Raw genomic sequence first — 16,685 nt, 5'->3', positions numbered from 1 at the left:
AAGGCCACAAGTGGCGGGTGGATTGTCGGAGCCGTGGTGCACACTCTGCGCAGGCGCTTTCTTCCGGGACGCGCCGCGGGCGTGGGGAACAGGCGTGCCGGAGGCGGGTGGAGGTTCCGGGCGCCGCCGTGACGTGGGGAGGGGATGGCGTGTTCTCGGGGATCGATGAGGTCGACTGGGCTTCGATGGAGCATGCCTACGGGCCCGCCGACGACGTGCCGGTGCTCCTCCGGGGGCTCGCCTCCGCCGATCCGGCGGAGCGGGAGAGCGCACTCGACGGCATGTACGGAGCCGTGCACCACCAGGGGGACGTCTACGCCTGCACCCTGGCGTGCATCCCCTTCCTCTTCGAGCTGGCCGTGGACCCGGACGTGCAGGACCGGGGCAGCGTGGTCGAACTGCTCACCAGCATCGGCGGCTTCGATCTGGACGAGGACGACGAGGACGAGATCGACGAGGACGAGATCGAGGGCGCCGCGAACTACGCGATGGCGGCCGCCGCGGTCACGGCCGGGGCCGGGGTGTTCTTCGAGCTGATCGCCGACGAGGACCCCGGGGTGCGGCTGGCGGCCCCGCTGGCGCTCGCCACGCTCCACCGGCACCCCGTGCGAGTCCTGGAGCTGCTGCGGGAGCGGCTGCCGGTGGAGCCCGACGAGGAGGTGCGGCTCGCTCTCGTGGAGGCGGCCGGGCGGGTCGCCCTGCGCCACCGTCCGCTGGCGGGGCGGGTGGCCCAGTGGCTGGGCCTGCTGGTGGACCGGGAGGACGCGCCGGGGCTGCGGCTCGCCGCCCTGGCCCAGCTGGCGCGCTGTTCGCCCGACGCGCTGCCCCGCGATGTGGTGCCGGTCGTGTCGGAGCTGCTGCGCGAGCTGCGTTCGGCGCCGGGCGGGGCATCGGAGCACGACCCGGTCGGGGAGCCGGAGGCCGACGCCGAGGCGGAGCCGGAGTGCGACCCGGTCGGCTGTGCGGACGTGCACCGGCCCGACCAGGGCGCGGCACCGACCCTGGTGGGCCAGCTACGCGCCCTGTCCGCCCAGGAGAACGCCGGACGCGGCACCCCCTGGGCCGCCGATCTGCTGCGCACCCTGCACGTCGGCCTGGACGACCGCGTCGGAGACCGCACGGCTCTCCTCGTCGACCAGCTCCGCAGCCCCGACCCCTGGCAGCGGATCGACGCCGTACGGATGAGCGGCGGGCTGATACGGGCGTGGCGCGGCTCGTACGAGGAGCTGGTGGCGCTCGTCGGCGACCAGCTCGCCGACCCCGAGCCCCGGCTGGCCGAGGCCGCCTCGCACGTCCTGGAGGAGCTGTTCTCGCTGGCCGCGCCGACCGCCGACGCGCTGGCGGCCCGGCTGGCGGCCGATCCCGGGGGCTGGGTGAAGGAGTGGGCCAGTGGTCCGCCGGGGCTCGGCTCCACGGTGAAGGCGCTGGCCCGGCTCGGCGACGCCCGGGCGGTGCCCGCCCTGGCTGCGGCCCTGGAGCTGCCCGAGGTGCCGCACGACGTGGGCTTCGCGGTCACCCATCTCGGGCCGGCCGCCCGCCCGCTGGCCGGTGCGCTGCGGCGCAGGCTGGCCGGGGTGGCGCTGGACGAGGGGGCGTACGACCGGGCGAGCCCGCTGCTGGCCGGGCTGACCGGGCTGCGGGCGGGCGAGGCGACGCCGGAGGTGCTGCGGGTGCTGCGCGGCGCCCCGGAGTACCGGGGCGAGTGGCTGCGTACGGCGGCGCTGCGGGCGCTCGGCTCGTTCGGGCCCGCCGCCCGGGAGGCCGTGCCGGAGCTGCGGGCGATGCTGCGTCGGCCGGGGACGGCCACCGAGGCTGCGGAGGCGCTGTGGGCGGTGGCCGGGGACCGGGAGGCGGTGCTGCCGGTGCTGGTCGGGGGGCTCGGCTCGGACCAGGTGCACGAGCGGCGGGCCGCCGCGGCGGCGCTGGGTGCGCTCGGGACGCAGGCGGCGGTGGTGGCGCCCCGGCTGCGCGGGTTGCTGGCCCATGACGAGCTGTGGCTGCGGGTGGACGCGGCGATCGCGCTCCGGGAGGTGACCGGGCGGCCGGAGGAGAGCACCGAGGTGCTGCTCGCCGCCTGGGCGAAGAACCGCCACGTCCGCGTCCGGGTGGCAGAATGCCTGGCGCGGACGGGACCGGTCGACCCGGCGTCGACGACGGCACAGGTGCTGCGCGCCGAACTCTCCTCCGTACGCCGTCACAACGCGCTGGACGGCGGGTACGGCAGCCACGACACCTACGAGGACGAGAGGCTCCTGGCGCTGTGCCGACAGGCACTCCGGGGGACGGGGAAAGGGAGCACGGCATGATCATTTTCGGTACCAAGGGCTATCTGTACCAGCTGGCCATCCTGACGATGGTGTGCGGCTGGTGCGGCAATCCGGCGGCGCACACCCTGCGCAAGCGGGTCACGAAGTTCACCCTGTTCTTCATCCCGCTCTTCCCGTTCTCGACGAAGTACGCCACGCAGTGCACGTTCTGCGGCGGGGAACAGCAGATATCGAAGGAGCAGGCCGACCAGCTGCTCGCCCAGCACGGGGCGGGCCCGGACGGCGGCCACGGGCAGGCCCCGCACCAGCCGGGCTTCCAGCAGCCGGGACAGAGCCCGTTCCAGCGCTGAGGCAGGAGATACCCGGCTCCGGGCCGGTCAAGCGGGTAGCGGCCCCAGGGCCCGTGAAGCGGGTAAGCGACCCCAGGGCCCGTAAAGGTACGAATTGGGCATTGCGTACGGACACGTCCTAGGGTGTAGGCCCCCTGTCCTCCAAGAGAAGGGCCAGTCGTGCGCCCGGTCCGCGTCCCCGCCGTCGCGTCCACCGTGGCCGTGCTCGCCCTGGTCTCCGGCTGCGGTGCGGCCGGCGGGCTGGAGAGCGCCGGCGAGGCCCCCTCGGCGGTGGAGCCCGCCCGCCTCTGGCCCCGTCTGCCGCCCGCGTCGGCCGCCCCGTACGACTACGGGGAGGGCGAGACGGCCCGGATTCCCGGGATCGATGTGCCCGGCGGCGATGTGCACCGGCTGGACCCGGTCGCGGTGGTGCAGGCCGGGCTGAAGGCCAGGACGGACCGGGACAGCGGGCTGGACGAGCTGCCCGACGCGACGGTCCGGGCGATCCGCGCCTGCCGGACGGCACCGGACGACTGCCCGGTCCTGGCCCCGTACCACTTCGATCTGACCGGCGACGGCAGGGACGAACTGGTGCTCGGCATCCGCATGCCCAAGCGCCAGCTCGCCGTGAGCGCGTACCGGGCCGACCAGGGCGACCGGGGCGGGCTGACCCGGATCATGTCCACCTCGGACGCCGTGATCAGCGTGGAGCTGGCGGGCCGGGACCTGATCCTGCGGGCCCCTTCGGCGATCTCCGGGTACGAGTACCGGACCGCGTGGTCCTGGGACGAGCGGCAGCAGGCGATGCTGGCCACCCGGGACGAGATCCTGCGCGCCCCGGAGCGGCGCAAGGGAACGGACCGCGACCGGACCGCGGGCCCGTCGGCCTCGTCGTCGACCTCCCCCTCGGACCCGTCGTCGACCTCCCCCTCGGACCCCCCGGCGGCCGGCCGATGAAGCGGCGCCGGTTCCGTGCCCCCGCCTGGACCGCGACCCTCACCTGGAAGTCCGCGGTCTTCCTGACCGTCATGTGCTGCACCCTCGCCGCCCTGCTCGGCGTCCTCGTGCACACCGCCGTCACCCGGCAGACCGTCTCCCACGCCCGCGAGAAGGCGCTGGACCGGCTGGAGGCCGTCACCGACGCGTACGAGGCCGGGGAGCCGCTGCCCAGGGGCTCCGGCATCGACCCGCCGGGGCTGCCCGCCTCGCTGCGCGCCCTGGCGGCGGGCGGCGAGCGCGGCACGGTGGTCGCGAACGGCCCGCACCGGCCGGGCGATCCGGACGGGCGCGGCGGCCCCGCGATGTGGGCGGCGGGCCCGGCGGACGGGCGGGCGCTGGCCACCTGGACGGACTACGGCCACAGCGCCAACACCATCGCGGGCCTGGACCGGGCGATCATCGGCTCCTCACTGCTGGCCATCGCCGCGACGCTCGTCGTCGGCCTCTTCGCCGTCGGCCGGGTGACCCGCAGGCTGCACCAGACGGCCCGGGTGGCGCGCCGGATCAGCGCGGGCGACCTCGACGCCCGGGTCGGCGACCCCCGTACGAAGCGCCCCGCGCGTGGCCAGGACGAGGTGGCGATCGTCTCGGGCGCCCTGGACACCATGGCCTCCAGCCTCCAGCGCAAGCTCCAGACGGAGCAGCGGTTCACCGCCGATGTGGCGCACGAGCTGCGCACCCCGCTCACCGGCCTCTCGGCCGCCGCCGAACTGCTGCCGCCGGGCCGTCCGGCGGAGCTGGTGCGGGACCGGGTGCGGGCGATGCGCGCGCTGACCGAGGACCTGCTGGAGATCTCGCGGCTGGACGCCCGCACCGAAGAGGTCGACCTGGCCGTGCACGACCTCGCCCCGGTGGTGGAGCGGGTGGTGCGGGCCTCCGGCACGGAGACCGAGGTGCGGGTGACGGATCCGGCGCCGGTGGAGACGGACCGGCGGCGGCTGGAGCGGGTGCTCGGCAATCTGGTGGCCAACGCCCACCGGCACGGCGCCGGGCCGGTGGTCCTGGAGGTGGCGGGCGCGGTGGTCTCCGTACGCGACCATGGCGCGGGCTTTCCGGCGTACCTCCTGGAGTGCGGTCCGCAGCGGTTCCGCACGGACGGCGCAGGCAAGGGCCACGGACTCGGGCTGACCATCGCGGTGGGCCAGGCGGCGGCGATCGGAGCGCGGCTGGAGTTCCTGAATCCCCCGGACGGCGGGGCGCAGGCCCGGCTGACGCTGCCGGAGTACGTACGCCTCGACGACGGGGATGACGCCGGGAACACGGGCGACGGGGACGCGGGGACCACCCGACCGGGCTGATGTCACGCACAGTGCGCGTTGCGGACTCTCCGTGCCCAACCTAGCGTGACGAGGGCGAGATCATCTCGCCCCCACGGTCCCCCCTTCCTTTTCCTGGAGGCAGCATGTCCCCCCTGTCCCGCCCGTCGCGGTCCCGCCGGATCGGTCTCTGCGTCGCCACCGGCGCCCTCGTGGCGGTCACGGCCGCCGCTCCCGCTCTGGCGGCGGACCCCCACCCCGTCGACCACCGGGACCAGCCCGCCACCTCGGCCCCGGCCTCCGACGAGCTCTCCGCCTCGGCCCTCCAGCGCGAGCACGAGGCCCGCCAGGAGGCGCAGGCGCAGAACCAGGCCCAGCCCCAGTCGCCCAAGCGGACCTACAAGGGCCGGGTCATCGCCAGCCCGAACCTGCTGCTCCGCGACCGGCCGACCCGCAGCAGCCGGGTCGTGGGCTCGGTGAAGTACGGCACGGTGGTCGACATCTTCTGCAAGACCACGGGCGACAACGTCGACGGCAACAACCGCTGGTACCTGCTGACCGACGGCACGTGGGCGTGGGGCTCGGCCCGCTACATCGAGAACATCGGCGCGGCGCCGCGCTTCTGCTGACGGCCCCGCCCAGCAGGCCCTGTCCGCCCGGGGAGCCGGTGGCTCCCCGGGCGGACGCGCGCCACGGCAGGGGCTGCGGGCACGGTGACATGGCGGCGGGCACTATGACATAAGGGAAATACGCCGCACCTCTTGCTACGTTGCGGTCCATGACCGCAACGACGGCGGACGCTCCCCCGCCCGAGCTCCGCCTGCCCAGACGGCGTGGGGTCGAGCTCTCGCTCCTCATCGGGGCCGTCCTCATCTCCGTCTACGGTTACGCGGCCGTCGGCCTCGCCCACGACGGGGCGGTGCCCCCCGATGTCGCCGGTTACGGCGCCGGGCTGGGCACGCTCGCCCTGCTGGCCCATGTCGCGGTCCGCTTCCGGGCCCCGTACGCCGATCCGCTGCTGCTGCCGATCGCCGTCCTGCTCAACGGGCTCGGCCTCGTGCTGATCTACCGCCTCGACCTGGAGACCCCGCGCGACCAGGCCGCCCCCACCCAGCTGATCTGGTCGACGCTCGGGGTGGCGCTGTTCACCGTCGTCGTGGTGCTGCTGCGCGACCACCGGGTGCTCCAGCGCTACGCGTACCTCTCGGTCGCCACCGCGCTCGTCCTGATGATCGTGCCGATCTTCTTCCCGGCGGTGAACGGGGCGAAGATCTGGATCCGGATCGGCGGACTCTCCTTCCAGCCGGGCGAGTTCGCCAAGATCCTGCTCGCGGTCTTCTTCGCCGCCTATCTCGCCGCCAACCGCAACGCGCTCGCGTACACCGGCCGCACGTTCTGGAAGCTGCAACTGCCCACCGGCCGGGTGCTCGGCCCCCTCGTGGCGATCTGGCTGCTCAGCGTGGGGGTGCTGGTGCTGGAGCGGGACCTCGGCACCTCGCTGCTCTTCTTCGGGATCTTCGTGATCATGCTGTACGTGGCGACCGGCCGGACCGGCTGGATCGCCGTCGGGCTGCTGCTGGCCGCCGTCGGGGCGTTCGTCGTCGGGTCGTTCGAGCCGCATGTGCACAGCCGGGTACAGGACTGGCTGGCCCCGTTCGCCTCGATCGACGCCGGGCGGGGCCCTGGCCAACTCGCCCAGTCGCTCTTCGCGTTCGCGGCGGGCGGCATGCTCGGGACCGGGCTCGGGGCGGGCCACTCCATCCTCATCGGCTTCGCCGCCAAGTCCGACTTCATCCTGGCCACGGCGGGCGAGGAGCTGGGGCTGAGCGGTCTGACCGCCATCTTCCTGCTGTACGCGCTACTGGTGGCGCGCGGCTACCGGGCCGGGCTCGCCCTGCGCGACCCGTTCGGCCGGCTGCTGGCGATCGGCCTCTCCTCGATCCTGGCGCTCCAGGTCTTCGTGATCGCGGGCGGGGTGATGGGGCTGATCCCGCTGACCGGGATGGCGATGCCGTTCCTGGCGCAGGGCGGCTCGTCCGTCGTCACCAACTGGATCATCGTGGCCCTGCTGATCCGGCTCAGCCACGTCTCGCGCAGACCGGAGCCCGGGCATGTGGAGACCGGGGTCATCGCGAGCGCCGCGGACCCCGGGGGGCCCGTGGGGTCCGTGAAGCCCGCCGGCCCCCTGGAGGAGGACCGGTGATCCGCTACATCCGGCGGGCCGCCGCCTTCTGTCTGCTGCTGCTCGTGGCGCTGCTCGTCAACGCGGCCCGCGTCCAGCTCTTCGAGGCCGACGAGCTGGACGGCAACCCGGCCAACCGGCGTACCACCATCGCCCGTTACGACCAGCCGCGCGGCAACATCCTGGTCGGTGACCGGGCCGTGACCGGCAGCAAGGAGACCGGCGAGCAGCTCAGCTTCGAGCGCACCTATCTGCACGGCCCGCTGTACGCGCCGGTGACCGGGTACGCCTCGCAGACGTACGGCACCACGCTGCTGGAGAACGCCGAGGACGGCGTCCTGTCGGGGACGGACTCGCTGCTGGCCCCTCTCCCCTTCTGGAACGAGTTCACCCGGGGCCGGCAGCCGGGCGGCAACGTCGTCACGACGGTCAAGGAGTCGATGCAGCGCGCCGCGTACGCCGGGCTGAGCGGGCGGCGGGGGGCGGTCGCCGCCCTGGAGCCGTCGACGGGAAAGATCCTGGCGCTGGTCTCGACCCCCTCGTACGACCCCGAACGGCTCTCCGGCACCGGTCCGGCGGTCACCGACGCGTGGACCCGGCTCAACGCGGCCAAGAGCCTGCCGATGCTCAACCGGGCCATCCGGCAGACCTATCCGCCGGGCTCCACCTTCAAGATCGTGACGGCGGCGGCAGCGCTGGACGCCCGGGTGGTGAAGGACCCGGACGCGGCCACGGACACCCCGTCGCCGTATGTGCTGCCGAACACGCGGACCGTTCTGCCCAACGAGGCGCGCGGCTGCGAGAAGGCCTCGCTGGCCGACGCGATCCGGGTCTCCTGCAACACGGTGATGGCCCATCTGGGAGTGCGGGTGGGGCTGGCAGGGATGGTGGAGGCGGCCGGGCACTTCGGCTTCAACGAGACCGGGCTGCGCATCCCCTCCGGGGTGGCGCGGAGCAACTTCGACACCGACATGAGCGAGGACCAGCTCGCGCTCTCCTCGATCGGCCAGTTCAACACGACCGCGACCCCGCTCCAGATGGCGATGGTGGCGGCGGCGGTGGCCAACGGCGGCGACCTGCGCCACCCGTATCTGGTGGACCGGTTGACCGCCGCCGACGGGGACACGGTCCAGCAGGAGGGGCCGCGCTCCTACCAGCGTGCGATGAGCCCTTCCACGGCGGTGCAGCTCCAGCGGATGATGGTCGACGTGGTGGAGAACGGCACCGGGTCGAACGCGGCGATCGACGGGGTGACGGTCGGCGGCAAGACCGGCACCGCGCAGCACGGCGTGGACAACTCCGGTCTCCCGTACGCCTGGTTCATCTCCTGGGCCCAGGCTCCGGACTCCGGCCGCCCGGCCGTCGCGGTGGCCGTGGTGGTGGAGGACGCGGCGGCGGACCGGGCGGACATCAGCGGCGGTGGCAGCGCGGCCCCGATCGCCCGGGCGGTGATGGAGGCGGCGCTGGAGGGGTGAGGGGCCGGGCGCGTGGTGGTTCGAGGGAGAGTGGGCCCATGACGAGGTCACCGTCCACCGTGGCGCGGGCCCTGGAGCGGATCGCCCGACTGGACCCGGCGCTCAACGCGTTCACCGAGGTCTGGCCCGATGAGGCCCTCGCCCGTGAGCGGGTGGCGCTCGAACTCCCCCTGCGCGGGCTGCCGTTCGCCGTGAAGGGACCTTCCGGCATCCGCTCGTACGCGGCCCGCCGGCTGATCGCGGCGGGCGGGGTCCCGGTCGGCGCCACCTCGGTGCCCGGGCCCGGCACCTACTGGCAGACCTGGGGCCAGGGCGCCCACGGCCGTACGGTCAACCCGTGGCGGGCGGACCGTACGCCCGGCGGTTCCTCGGCGGGCTCGGCGGTCGCGGTGGCGGCGGGGATGGTGGAGCTGGCGACGGGCAGCGACGGGGCCGGGTCGGTCCGCATCCCGGCCGCGTGGTGCGGGGTGTTCGGGCTGAGGACGACGAACGGGCTGCTTCCGTCCCCGGACCGCTCGGGGCTGGCGTCAGCGGGGGTGCTGGCCCGGTCGGCGGCGGCCGCGGAGCGGTACGTACGCCATGTGCTGCCCGGATACGAGGAGCCCGCCGCCCCTTCCCTGCCCCTGGCTGCCGTGTACAGCGAGAACCTGGGGTTCGCGGACGTGGACCCGGAGGTGGCGGCCGTCGTCCGGGGTGCGGTGGACCGGCTGGTCGCGGCGGGGACCGTACGCCTGCTGGACGCCGCGTGTGTGCTCCTCGATCCGGCGGGGGCCTGGCAGGCGGTACGGGGCGGGTCGCCCGGGGACCCGGGAGCGGTGGCGGTCCGGCGGGCGAACGACGAGCGGCTGGATCACCTCTTCGCCGCCGCGCCCCTGCTGCTGACCCCGGTCACCCCGAACCGGCCGCACGGGCACGAGGGCCCGGGCGACGTCTACTCCACCGCCCTGACCTGGGCGTTCAATCTGAGTGGCCACCCGGCGGCGAGCCTGCCCGCCGGGTTCACCGGGGACGGCTGCCCGGTGGGGCTCCACCTGGTCGCGGCGCGCGGGGCGGACGTCTCGCTGCTCGGAATGGCCCGCGCGGTGGAGAACTCCCTACCTACCGTCCGGCCATGACGTCCATCGGGGTCCAGACGGACGACGCAGGACACGCGTTGGCGCAGGTGAACATCGCCCGGCTCAGATTCCCGCTGGATTCACCGGAGTTGAGGGACTTCGTCGACGGACTGGACTCGGTGAACGCGGTCGCGGACGCGGAGGAGCGGCTGCTGCACCTGCGTGAACACGGCCCGGCGGAACGGGCGTTCACCTCGCGCACCCGCTTCCCGGCGCCGGCTGGGGTGCGGTGACCCGTGGGTGCGTGTTGGGGGCGGGTGGCCTGGGTCGCGGCCGGTGGGCTGTGCGCCGGCCCGCGGGGTCTCGCGGGCGGGCGGGCTGTGTACCGGCCTACGCGCGACGCCCCGGGCCGACGCCGGTCAGCCGATCGGCTGGCGGATCTCCTGGCGGATCTCGGCGGTCTCGGCCGCGGCCGCCTCCAGGTCGATCGACGCGGCGTCCTTGAGGGCGGTCTCGGCGCGGATGATCCCCACGGACACCCCCGTGTTCTCGTCACCCCAGGCGCACATCGGAATGTTGGCCTTGACCCCGCTCTTGCCCGACTGGAGCACCTGGCACTCCAGCGTGATGTCGTACCCGGCGGGAGTGAACTTCTTGGGCGGTACGACGACGGTCGCACCGTCCCCGGCGGCCCCGCCGTCCATCATCTTGCCGGTCATCACCTCCGGGCTGGTGAACTTCCCGTACATCCCGGAGATGACCAGCGCCCCGCCCTTGGCCGAGCTGTACTGACCGACCACGGCCTTCGCGTCCCGGACCGTGGGGTCGTACATCTTCTCGATCTTCTTGCCCTCGGTCGAGGACAGGTCCTGGGCCAGGGTGAACTCGCCGTCCAGCAGCTTCTGTTCCAGGACGAGCTTGTACCTGGCCTCCGGGAACGCCGCGTCGGCGGTCTTCCCGACCAGCTGGGAGACCCCGAAGGCGATTCCGCCCGCCAGCGCCACCGCACCGACCACGATCCCGACGATCAGCCCGGTCCGCTTCTTCCGGGGCGGCTGCGCCCCCGGCCCCTGCGGCGGCCAGCCGCCTCCGCCCGGTATGCCGGGCTGCTGCCCCCACCCCGGCTGCGCGCCCCAGCCGCCCTGCTGGGGCGGGGCCGGAGGCTGCTGCGGGTAGCCGTAGGGCGGCTGCTGCGGCGGGACCCCGGGAGCGGCGGCGGGCGGCGGGCCGTAGGGGTTCGGCTGCGGGTGCTGGGGCGGCCCGTAGGGGCCCTGCGGCGGCTGAGGCGGGGTGGTCATGCGCTCACGGTACGACACGTTTGCGAACGGAATTTCGACGCGACGGACATCGGTACCGGGTCGGGACAATTCCCCCGGCGGCCGGGCGCCGACCGCTCCCCCTCACCCCAACGGCTCACGCCTGCGGAGCCCTTCCCCCGGCGCCCCGGCCGTCCCGGTCGCCGCCCCGACCACCCCGCCGGTGATGGCACAGGTGGTGTCCACACCACTGAACCCCTCGGCCGTCGCCCGGAGCGCCGCCGCCAGGTAGCCCGGTGGCGGGCGGCCGTCCACGGGGCGAAGGGCACGGCGCCGTCGCCGGATCTCGTTCTCCGCCTGACGGCGTTCACGGAGGAGGGGGAACCACCGCTCCCCGAACGCGTCGCCGAGCGCGAGCGCTTCGAGGCTGCGGCGGGCGGCGGTGGCTGGGGGCGGGTTGGTCGTCATACCGGCCATCGTGCCGCCGGACCCGTCGGCGTACATCGAATATCGACAGCGCGGGAAAATGGCCGATCGTGATGTGCGGGCCCGCCGGAAATCCGCCACACTTCGCCTCGGCACTTTCCCGCGTTTTCCCGGATGCTTCCCTACGGCATTCTCCGCGGGCATCGCCAGTGCCTCGTCCCGCCGCCGGTTGCGCCTTGGGCGAGCGCGTTCCGTGGACCATTTCCCCTGGTCGGCTTGTCCCCGGCCCCGTCGGCGGCGAATCCCGGTCGCGTCACCCTATTCCCCCGACATTCCCCGACTTCCCGGCGCTCGAATCGTTGCTTCCGCCCTGCGGCGATACGGTGATGAGGGGCTTCGCCCACGGAGCCCGGTTCTCAGCCTTTTACCCACAGGAGGAATGATGGCCAACCCCGAACAGGACCCGAACCAGCAGGAAGGCCCCGCGGACGGCGGAGCGGCCGGCACCCCCGGCGTCCACGACGGCGGCGCCGACGGGGGCGCGGACGGCGGAGCCGAAGGGCCCGCGGACGGCGGAGCCGCCGGCACCCCGGGCGTTCACGACGGCGGTGCGGACGGGGGCGCGGACGGCGGGGCCGAAGGTCCGGCCGACGGCGGAGCGGCCGGGACACCGGGCGTCCATGACGGAGGTGCGGACGGCGGAGCCGAGGGCCCGGCCGACGGCGGAGCTGCCGGCACCCCGGGCGTCCACGACGGCGGCGCCGACGGAGGTGCGGACGGCGGGGCGGATCAGTCCGGCAGCCGCTCTTGAGCACGTCCCGAACCACGCTCCAGGACGTCGGCGCCGCACCGGACGCCGGGGTCCTGGAGACGCGTCTGACCAGGATGGGCACGGACGTGTTCGCCCGCGACGTCTGGGCCCGGAAGCCGCTGCTCACACGTGGCGCGAGCGATTTCTCCGACCTGTTCTCGTCGGCCGCCGTTGACGAACTGATCTCGCGCCGCGGCCTGCGTACCCCCTTTCTCCGCGTCGCCAAGGACGGTGCCACCCTCCCCGCATCGGGGTTCACCTCGCCGGCCGGTGTCGGAGCGACCATCGCCGACCAACTCGACGACACGGCGCTGTGGCGTGCCTTCGCCGACGGCGCCACGCTCGTGCTCCAGGCGCTCCAGCGCACCTGGGAGCCGGTGGCGGAACTCACCGCCCGGCTGAGCGCGGAGCTGGGGCATCCGGTGCAGGCCAACGCCTATGTCACGCCGCCGCAGAACCGGGGGTTCGACGCCCACTACGACGTACACGACGTCTTCGTCCTCCAGATCGAGGGCACGAAGCGCTGGCTCGTCCACGACCCCGTACACCCCGATCCGCTGCGCGACCAGCCCTGGACGGACCGCCGGTCCGCCGTCGCCGAGGCCGCGCGGGGCGAGGCCCACCTCGACACCGTGCTGGCGCCCGGCGACGTCCTCTATCTGCCCCGGGGCTGGCTGCACGGGGCCGAGGCGCAGGGCGGGGTCTCCGTCCATGTGACGCTGGGGATCCACACCTGGACGCGGTACGCACTGGCCGAACAGCTCGCGCAGGCGGCCCTCGCCGCACTGCGCGACGACCCCCGGATGCGGAGCACCCTCCCCCTGGGCGTGGACGGCCCGACGGGCGAGATCGACCTGGTCCGCGACCACCTCCTCACCGCCGTCGCCGAGGCCGACTCCGCCCCGCTCTTCCACCGGGCCCGGCGAGGACAGGCACGCCCCGCACCGCTGGGGCCACTGGCCCAGCTCGCCGCCGTCGGCGATCTCGGCCCGGACACTCCCGTACGGCTCCGAGCGGCGCTGGAAGCACGGCTGGAGGGCCCGCGCCTGACCACCCGCGTCGGCTGGCTGGACTTCCCGGAGGCCGACCTGCCGGCCGTGTCCCGCCTGCTGGACGGCGAGAGCCGCACCGCCGGTGACCTCGGTGTCGCGCTCGCCGGGCGACTGCTGCGCGCGGGCGTGCTCGTGCCCGCCGGAGAGTGACCCGGTCGCGGTGACCACGACAGGACGGTTCTTCTGCGCGGACGCCGCCCGCGCGCGCGGCGACTCGATGGTGGGCACGGCTCCGCACGGCACCGCCTGGATCCTCATCGAGTACCGGGGCGGCTGGCCGGCCAACGGCTTCGACGGCCTCGCCCTGGAGCCCGGGACCAAGGCGCTCGTGTTCGCCGCCGCCCAGGCGGCACGGGCCCGCGTCCTGCTCGTACGGCGCCACGGCCGCCAGCATCACCAGGGCCCACCGCGCTGGGCCGTTCTGCGCTACGACGGCACCGGCGCCCACCGCCAGCGCTGGGGCACATGGGACCGCGACGAGGAGCTGACACAGATCGTCCAGGCCCTCGACACCCCCGACGCCCCCGACCTCAAAGCCCCCGCCTTCGGTACCGCCTCCCTCGATGCCCCCGAGGAGTGGGGCGGCCGGCCCGTCGTCCTCGTCTGTGCGCACGGTCTCCACGACGCCTGCTGTGCCGTACGCGGACGGCCCGTGGGGCGCGCCCTGAGCGAGCGCTGGCCGGAGCTGGTGTGGGAGTGCACGCATGTGGGCGGGGACCGGTTCGCCGCCAACGTCGTCGTCGTGCCCGACGGCGTCTACTACGGGAACCTCGATGCCGGTTCGTCCGTCGCGGTGGTCGGGGAGCACCTGGCCGGCCGTGTCCGCGCCGAGCACCTACGCGGGTACACCGATCTGTTCCCGCCGCAGCAGGCCGCCGTCGCGGCCGTGCTCGGCCGCTTCGGCCCGGCGGGCCGGCACGACTACGCGGTCGCCCGGACGCTCCGCGACGAAGACGGCTGGCAGATCCGGGTCACCGGCCGCCCGCCCGGTCCGGCCGCCGTCGACGTCGAGGTACGGGCCCGGCGTACGCCCCAGAACCGGCTGACCTGCCGGGGCCCGGCGACGAGTTCGGCCGTGGTCTACGACGCCGTCTCGATCCGGCCGGCCTGAAAGGCACCCTGGCAGCCGGTCCGACGGGCACCCTGGCGGGCAGGGGCACCTTGCAGTGGCACCCTGGCGGGGAGGGGCACCCTGCGACCGAGGCACCGGCCCGATCCGGATCGCCTCAGGCCGCCTCCCGTCCCTCGCCGATCGCCTCCGCGACCTCCGCCACCCGGGCCTCCTCCTCGGCGGCGAAGCGTTCGCGGTCCAGTTCCTCGGCTATCTCCTCGTCCTGGGACATGAGCAGGTCCAGGTTGGAATCGCCGAGTTCCAGGACGCCCATGTCGACGTACGCCTTCTGGAGCCGGGGCCCCCACAGGCCGATGTCCTTGACGCACGGGACGATCCGGCTGAACAGGAGCTTGCGGAAGAGCCGGAGGAAGTCGGAGTGTTCCGACAGCTCCTTCGCCTCCTGCTTGCCGATGCCGAAGTTCTCCAGCACCTCGACGCCGCTGAGCCGGTCGCGCATCAGGTAGCAGCCGTCGATGACGAACTCCTCGCGTTCGCGCAGCTCGGCGTCGCTCAGCTGCTTGTAGTAGTCGCGCAGCGCCATCCGCCCGAAGGCGACGTGCCGGGCCTCGTCCTGCATGACGTACGCGAGGATCTGCTTGGGCAGCGGCTTGGTGGTCGTGTCGCGGATCATCCCGAACGCGGCGAGCGCCAGGCCCTCTATGAGGACCTGCATCCCCAGGTACGGCATGTCCCAGCGGGAGTCGCGCAGGGTGTCGCCGAGCAGGCCCTGGAGGTTGTCGTTGACCGGGTAGAGCATGCCGATCTTCTCGTGCAGGAAGCGGCCGTATATCTCCGCGTGCCGGGCCTCGTCCATGGTCTGGGTGGCGGAGTAGAACTTGGCGTCCAGGTCGGGCACGGACTCCACGATCCTGGCCGCGCAGACCATCGCACCCTGCTCGCCGTGGAGGAACTGGCTGAACTGCCAGGAGGTGTAGTGCTTGCGCAGCTCGCCCCGGTCCTTGTCCGTCATCTTGGCCCAGTGCGGGGTGCCGTAGAGCGTGAGCGCCTCGTCGGGGGTGCCGAGCGGGTCGGTGGGGTCGACCTCCTGCGACCAGTCGATACGTTTGTTGCCGTCCCACTGCTTGTCCTTGCCCTTCTGGTAGAGGGCGAGGAGACGTTCACGGCCGTCGTCGTAGTCCCAGCTGAACCGGGCGGCCCCGGTGGCGGGGACCTGCCAGAGCGGTTCGGCCGGCGGGGTGGTGTAGAGGTCATGGGTGGACACGGACGGCTCCTTCGCCTCGACTGACTCGAACGGCTTGGCAGGTCCTGACAAGTTCCCTGGAACCGAAGGCAGTTGAGCGCGACCGCCCGCCGCCTCCCTTCGCAGGTTCACACGGTGGTGGACAACGGGTCAACAAGTCCGTCGTACTCCTGCCCAGGGGATTGACGGCCTTGCTGACAAGGAGTCTCATAAAGGGTGACCGCCGGTAACTTCCGTGCCCGGCAACCCCCGTGCCTGTGAGGTGCTCCCGCCATGACGCCCGTGACGACGCCAGCGACAACGCCCGCGACCGATCGCGCTGCGACCGTGCTCCGCGACGCCCTCGGCCCGCTCCGCGACCGCGAGCAGATCGCCGCGCGGCTGCTCGAATCCTCGGCCAAGCACTCCTTCGACCCGGACACCGAACTCGACTGGGACTCGGCCGTCGAGGAGGGCAAGTGGTTCTGGCCGCCGGAGCTGCTCTCGCTCTACGACACCCCGATGTGGCACCGGATGTCCGAGGAGCAGCGCCTCGACCTCTCCCGGCACGAAGGCGCCGCGCTCGCCTCGCTCGGCATCTGGTTCGAGATCATCCTGATGCAGCTGCTGGTCCGGCACGTCTACGACAAGCCCGTCACCAGCAACCACGTCCGCTACGCCCTCACCGAGATAGCCGACGAGTGCCGCCACTCGATGATGTTCGGCCGCATGATCGACTGGGGCGGCGCCCCGGCGTACGAGGTGCCGCGCGTCTACCACAACCTGGCCCGGGTCCTGAAGACCGTCTCCACCACGCCCGGTTCGTTCGCCGCGACCCTGCTCGGCGAGGAGATCCTCGACTGGATGCAGCGGCTGACCTTCCCGGACGACCGGGTGCAGACGCTGGTGCGCGGCGTGACCCGTATCCATGTCATCGAGGAGGCCCGGCACGTCCGGTACGCCCGGGAGGAGCTGCGCCGCCAGATGGTGACCGCCCCGCGCTGGGAGCGCGAACTCACCAAGGTCAGCTGCGGCGAGGCGGCCCGGGTCTTCTCCATCTGCTTCGTCAACCCGCAGGTGTACGAGAACGTCGGCCTGGACCGCCGCGAGGCCGTCGCCCAGGTGAAGGCGAGCGGCCACCGCACGGAGGTCATGCAGACCGGCTCCCGGCGGCTCACGGACTTCTTCGACGACATCGGGCTGCTGAACGGCGTCAGCCGCAGGCTGTGGCGGCGCTCAGGGCTGCTGGCCTGAGGCCGTGCGGACCGGAGGCTTTAGGCTCG

At 73.5% G+C, this 16,685-nt stretch carries 15 protein-coding genes and 1 pseudogene; 13 read left to right on the top strand and 3 right to left on the bottom strand.

Features of this window, described 5'->3' with window-relative positions; all coding sequences use genetic code 11:
- Positions 1-149: 149 nt before the first annotated feature.
- The 9 genes from D6270_RS23665 to D6270_RS23625 all read left to right on the top strand — a co-directional run bounded on the left by D6270_RS23665 (position 150) and on the right by D6270_RS23625 (position 9,856).
- Positions 150-2,306: a PBS lyase gene (locus D6270_RS23665; RefSeq protein ID WP_109163610.1), complete on the top strand. Its 2,157-nt coding sequence runs from the start codon at positions 150-152 to the stop codon at positions 2,304-2,306.
- Positions 2,303-2,617: a zinc-ribbon domain-containing protein gene (locus D6270_RS23660; protein ID WP_109163611.1), complete on the top strand. Its 315-nt coding sequence runs from the start codon at positions 2,303-2,305 to the stop codon at positions 2,615-2,617. The genes D6270_RS23665 and D6270_RS23660 overlap by 4 nt, the downstream gene beginning before the upstream one ends.
- A gap of 159 nt (positions 2,618-2,776) precedes the next feature.
- Positions 2,777-3,553, top strand: a complete 777-nt coding sequence (locus D6270_RS23655; RefSeq protein WP_109163612.1) for a hypothetical protein — start codon at positions 2,777-2,779, stop codon at positions 3,551-3,553.
- Positions 3,550-4,893 carry an ATP-binding protein gene (locus D6270_RS23650; RefSeq protein WP_109163613.1) on the top strand — a complete coding sequence of 448 codons (1,344 nt, stop codon included), beginning with the start codon at positions 3,550-3,552 and terminating at the stop codon, positions 4,891-4,893. The genes D6270_RS23655 and D6270_RS23650 overlap by 4 nt, the downstream gene beginning before the upstream one ends.
- A 104-nt stretch (positions 4,894-4,997) precedes the next feature.
- Complete coding sequence (locus D6270_RS23645) at positions 4,998-5,480, top strand: SH3 domain-containing protein (protein ID WP_109163614.1); 483 nt, start codon at positions 4,998-5,000, stop codon at positions 5,478-5,480.
- Between the two features lie 149 nt (positions 5,481-5,629).
- A complete protein-coding gene (locus D6270_RS23640; protein WP_109163615.1) occupies positions 5,630-7,054 on the top strand; it encodes an FtsW/RodA/SpoVE family cell cycle protein in 1,425 nt (474 codons plus the stop codon).
- Positions 7,051-8,508, top strand: a complete 1,458-nt coding sequence (locus tag D6270_RS23635) for a penicillin-binding transpeptidase domain-containing protein (RefSeq protein ID WP_109163616.1) — start codon at positions 7,051-7,053, stop codon at positions 8,506-8,508. Before D6270_RS23640 ends, D6270_RS23635 begins: the two co-directional genes overlap by 4 nt.
- Positions 8,509-8,546: 38 nt before the next feature.
- Positions 8,547-9,623: an amidase family protein gene (locus D6270_RS23630; protein WP_109163617.1), complete on the top strand. Its 1,077-nt coding sequence runs from the start codon at positions 8,547-8,549 to the stop codon at positions 9,621-9,623.
- Positions 9,620-9,856: a DUF3291 domain-containing protein gene (locus tag D6270_RS23625; RefSeq protein ID WP_109163618.1), complete on the top strand. Its 237-nt coding sequence runs from the start codon at positions 9,620-9,622 to the stop codon at positions 9,854-9,856. The genes D6270_RS23630 and D6270_RS23625 overlap by 4 nt, the downstream gene beginning before the upstream one ends.
- A gap of 126 nt (positions 9,857-9,982) precedes the next feature.
- Here D6270_RS23625 and D6270_RS23620 read toward each other — a convergent pair whose 3' ends face one another.
- Together D6270_RS23620 and D6270_RS34050 are read right to left on the bottom strand one after the other, a co-directional pair.
- Positions 9,983-10,861, bottom strand: a complete 879-nt coding sequence (locus tag D6270_RS23620) for a hypothetical protein (RefSeq protein ID WP_109163619.1) — start codon at positions 10,859-10,861, stop codon at positions 9,983-9,985.
- A 102-nt stretch (positions 10,862-10,963) separates the two neighbouring features.
- Positions 10,964-11,157, bottom strand: a pseudogene (locus D6270_RS34050) (ADP-ribosylglycohydrolase family protein); the annotation flags it as partial.
- Between the two features lie 530 nt (positions 11,158-11,687).
- Here D6270_RS34050 and D6270_RS23610 point away from each other — a divergent pair.
- Genes D6270_RS23610 through D6270_RS23600 form a run of 3 tightly spaced genes read left to right on the top strand, consistent with a single transcriptional unit; the run spans position 11,688 to position 14,219 of the window.
- A complete protein-coding gene (locus D6270_RS23610) occupies positions 11,688-12,056 on the top strand; it encodes a BatC protein (protein ID WP_151414715.1) in 369 nt (122 codons plus the stop codon).
- Positions 12,053-13,258, top strand: coding sequence for a cupin domain-containing protein (locus D6270_RS23605; RefSeq protein WP_109163620.1), 1,206 nt, complete (start codon positions 12,053-12,055; stop codon positions 13,256-13,258). The genes D6270_RS23610 and D6270_RS23605 overlap by 4 nt, the downstream gene beginning before the upstream one ends.
- Positions 13,259-13,268: 10 nt before the next feature.
- Complete coding sequence (locus D6270_RS23600; protein WP_109167289.1) at positions 13,269-14,219, top strand: ferredoxin family protein; 951 nt, start codon at positions 13,269-13,271, stop codon at positions 14,217-14,219.
- A gap of 115 nt (positions 14,220-14,334) precedes the next feature.
- On the opposite strand, the gene D6270_RS23595 is transcribed toward D6270_RS23600, so the two are convergent.
- Entirely contained in the window at positions 14,335-15,444 is a 1,110-nt protein-coding gene (locus D6270_RS23595) for a ferritin-like domain-containing protein (RefSeq protein WP_109163621.1), read from the bottom strand.
- 252 nt (positions 15,445-15,696) lie between these two features.
- Between D6270_RS23595 and D6270_RS23590 the strand changes: the two genes are divergently transcribed.
- Positions 15,697-16,656 carry an AurF N-oxygenase family protein gene (locus D6270_RS23590; RefSeq protein WP_109163622.1) on the top strand — a complete coding sequence of 320 codons (960 nt, stop codon included), beginning with the start codon at positions 15,697-15,699 and terminating at the stop codon, positions 16,654-16,656.
- The last annotated feature ends 29 nt before the right edge of the window (positions 16,657-16,685 follow it).

Source organism: Streptomyces griseus subsp. griseus (assembly GCF_003610995.1).
GTDB lineage: Bacteria > Actinomycetota > Actinomycetes > Streptomycetales > Streptomycetaceae > Streptomyces.
Note: the sequence above shows the minus strand (reverse complement) of the source record. Positions and strands in the feature narration are given on the sequence as shown.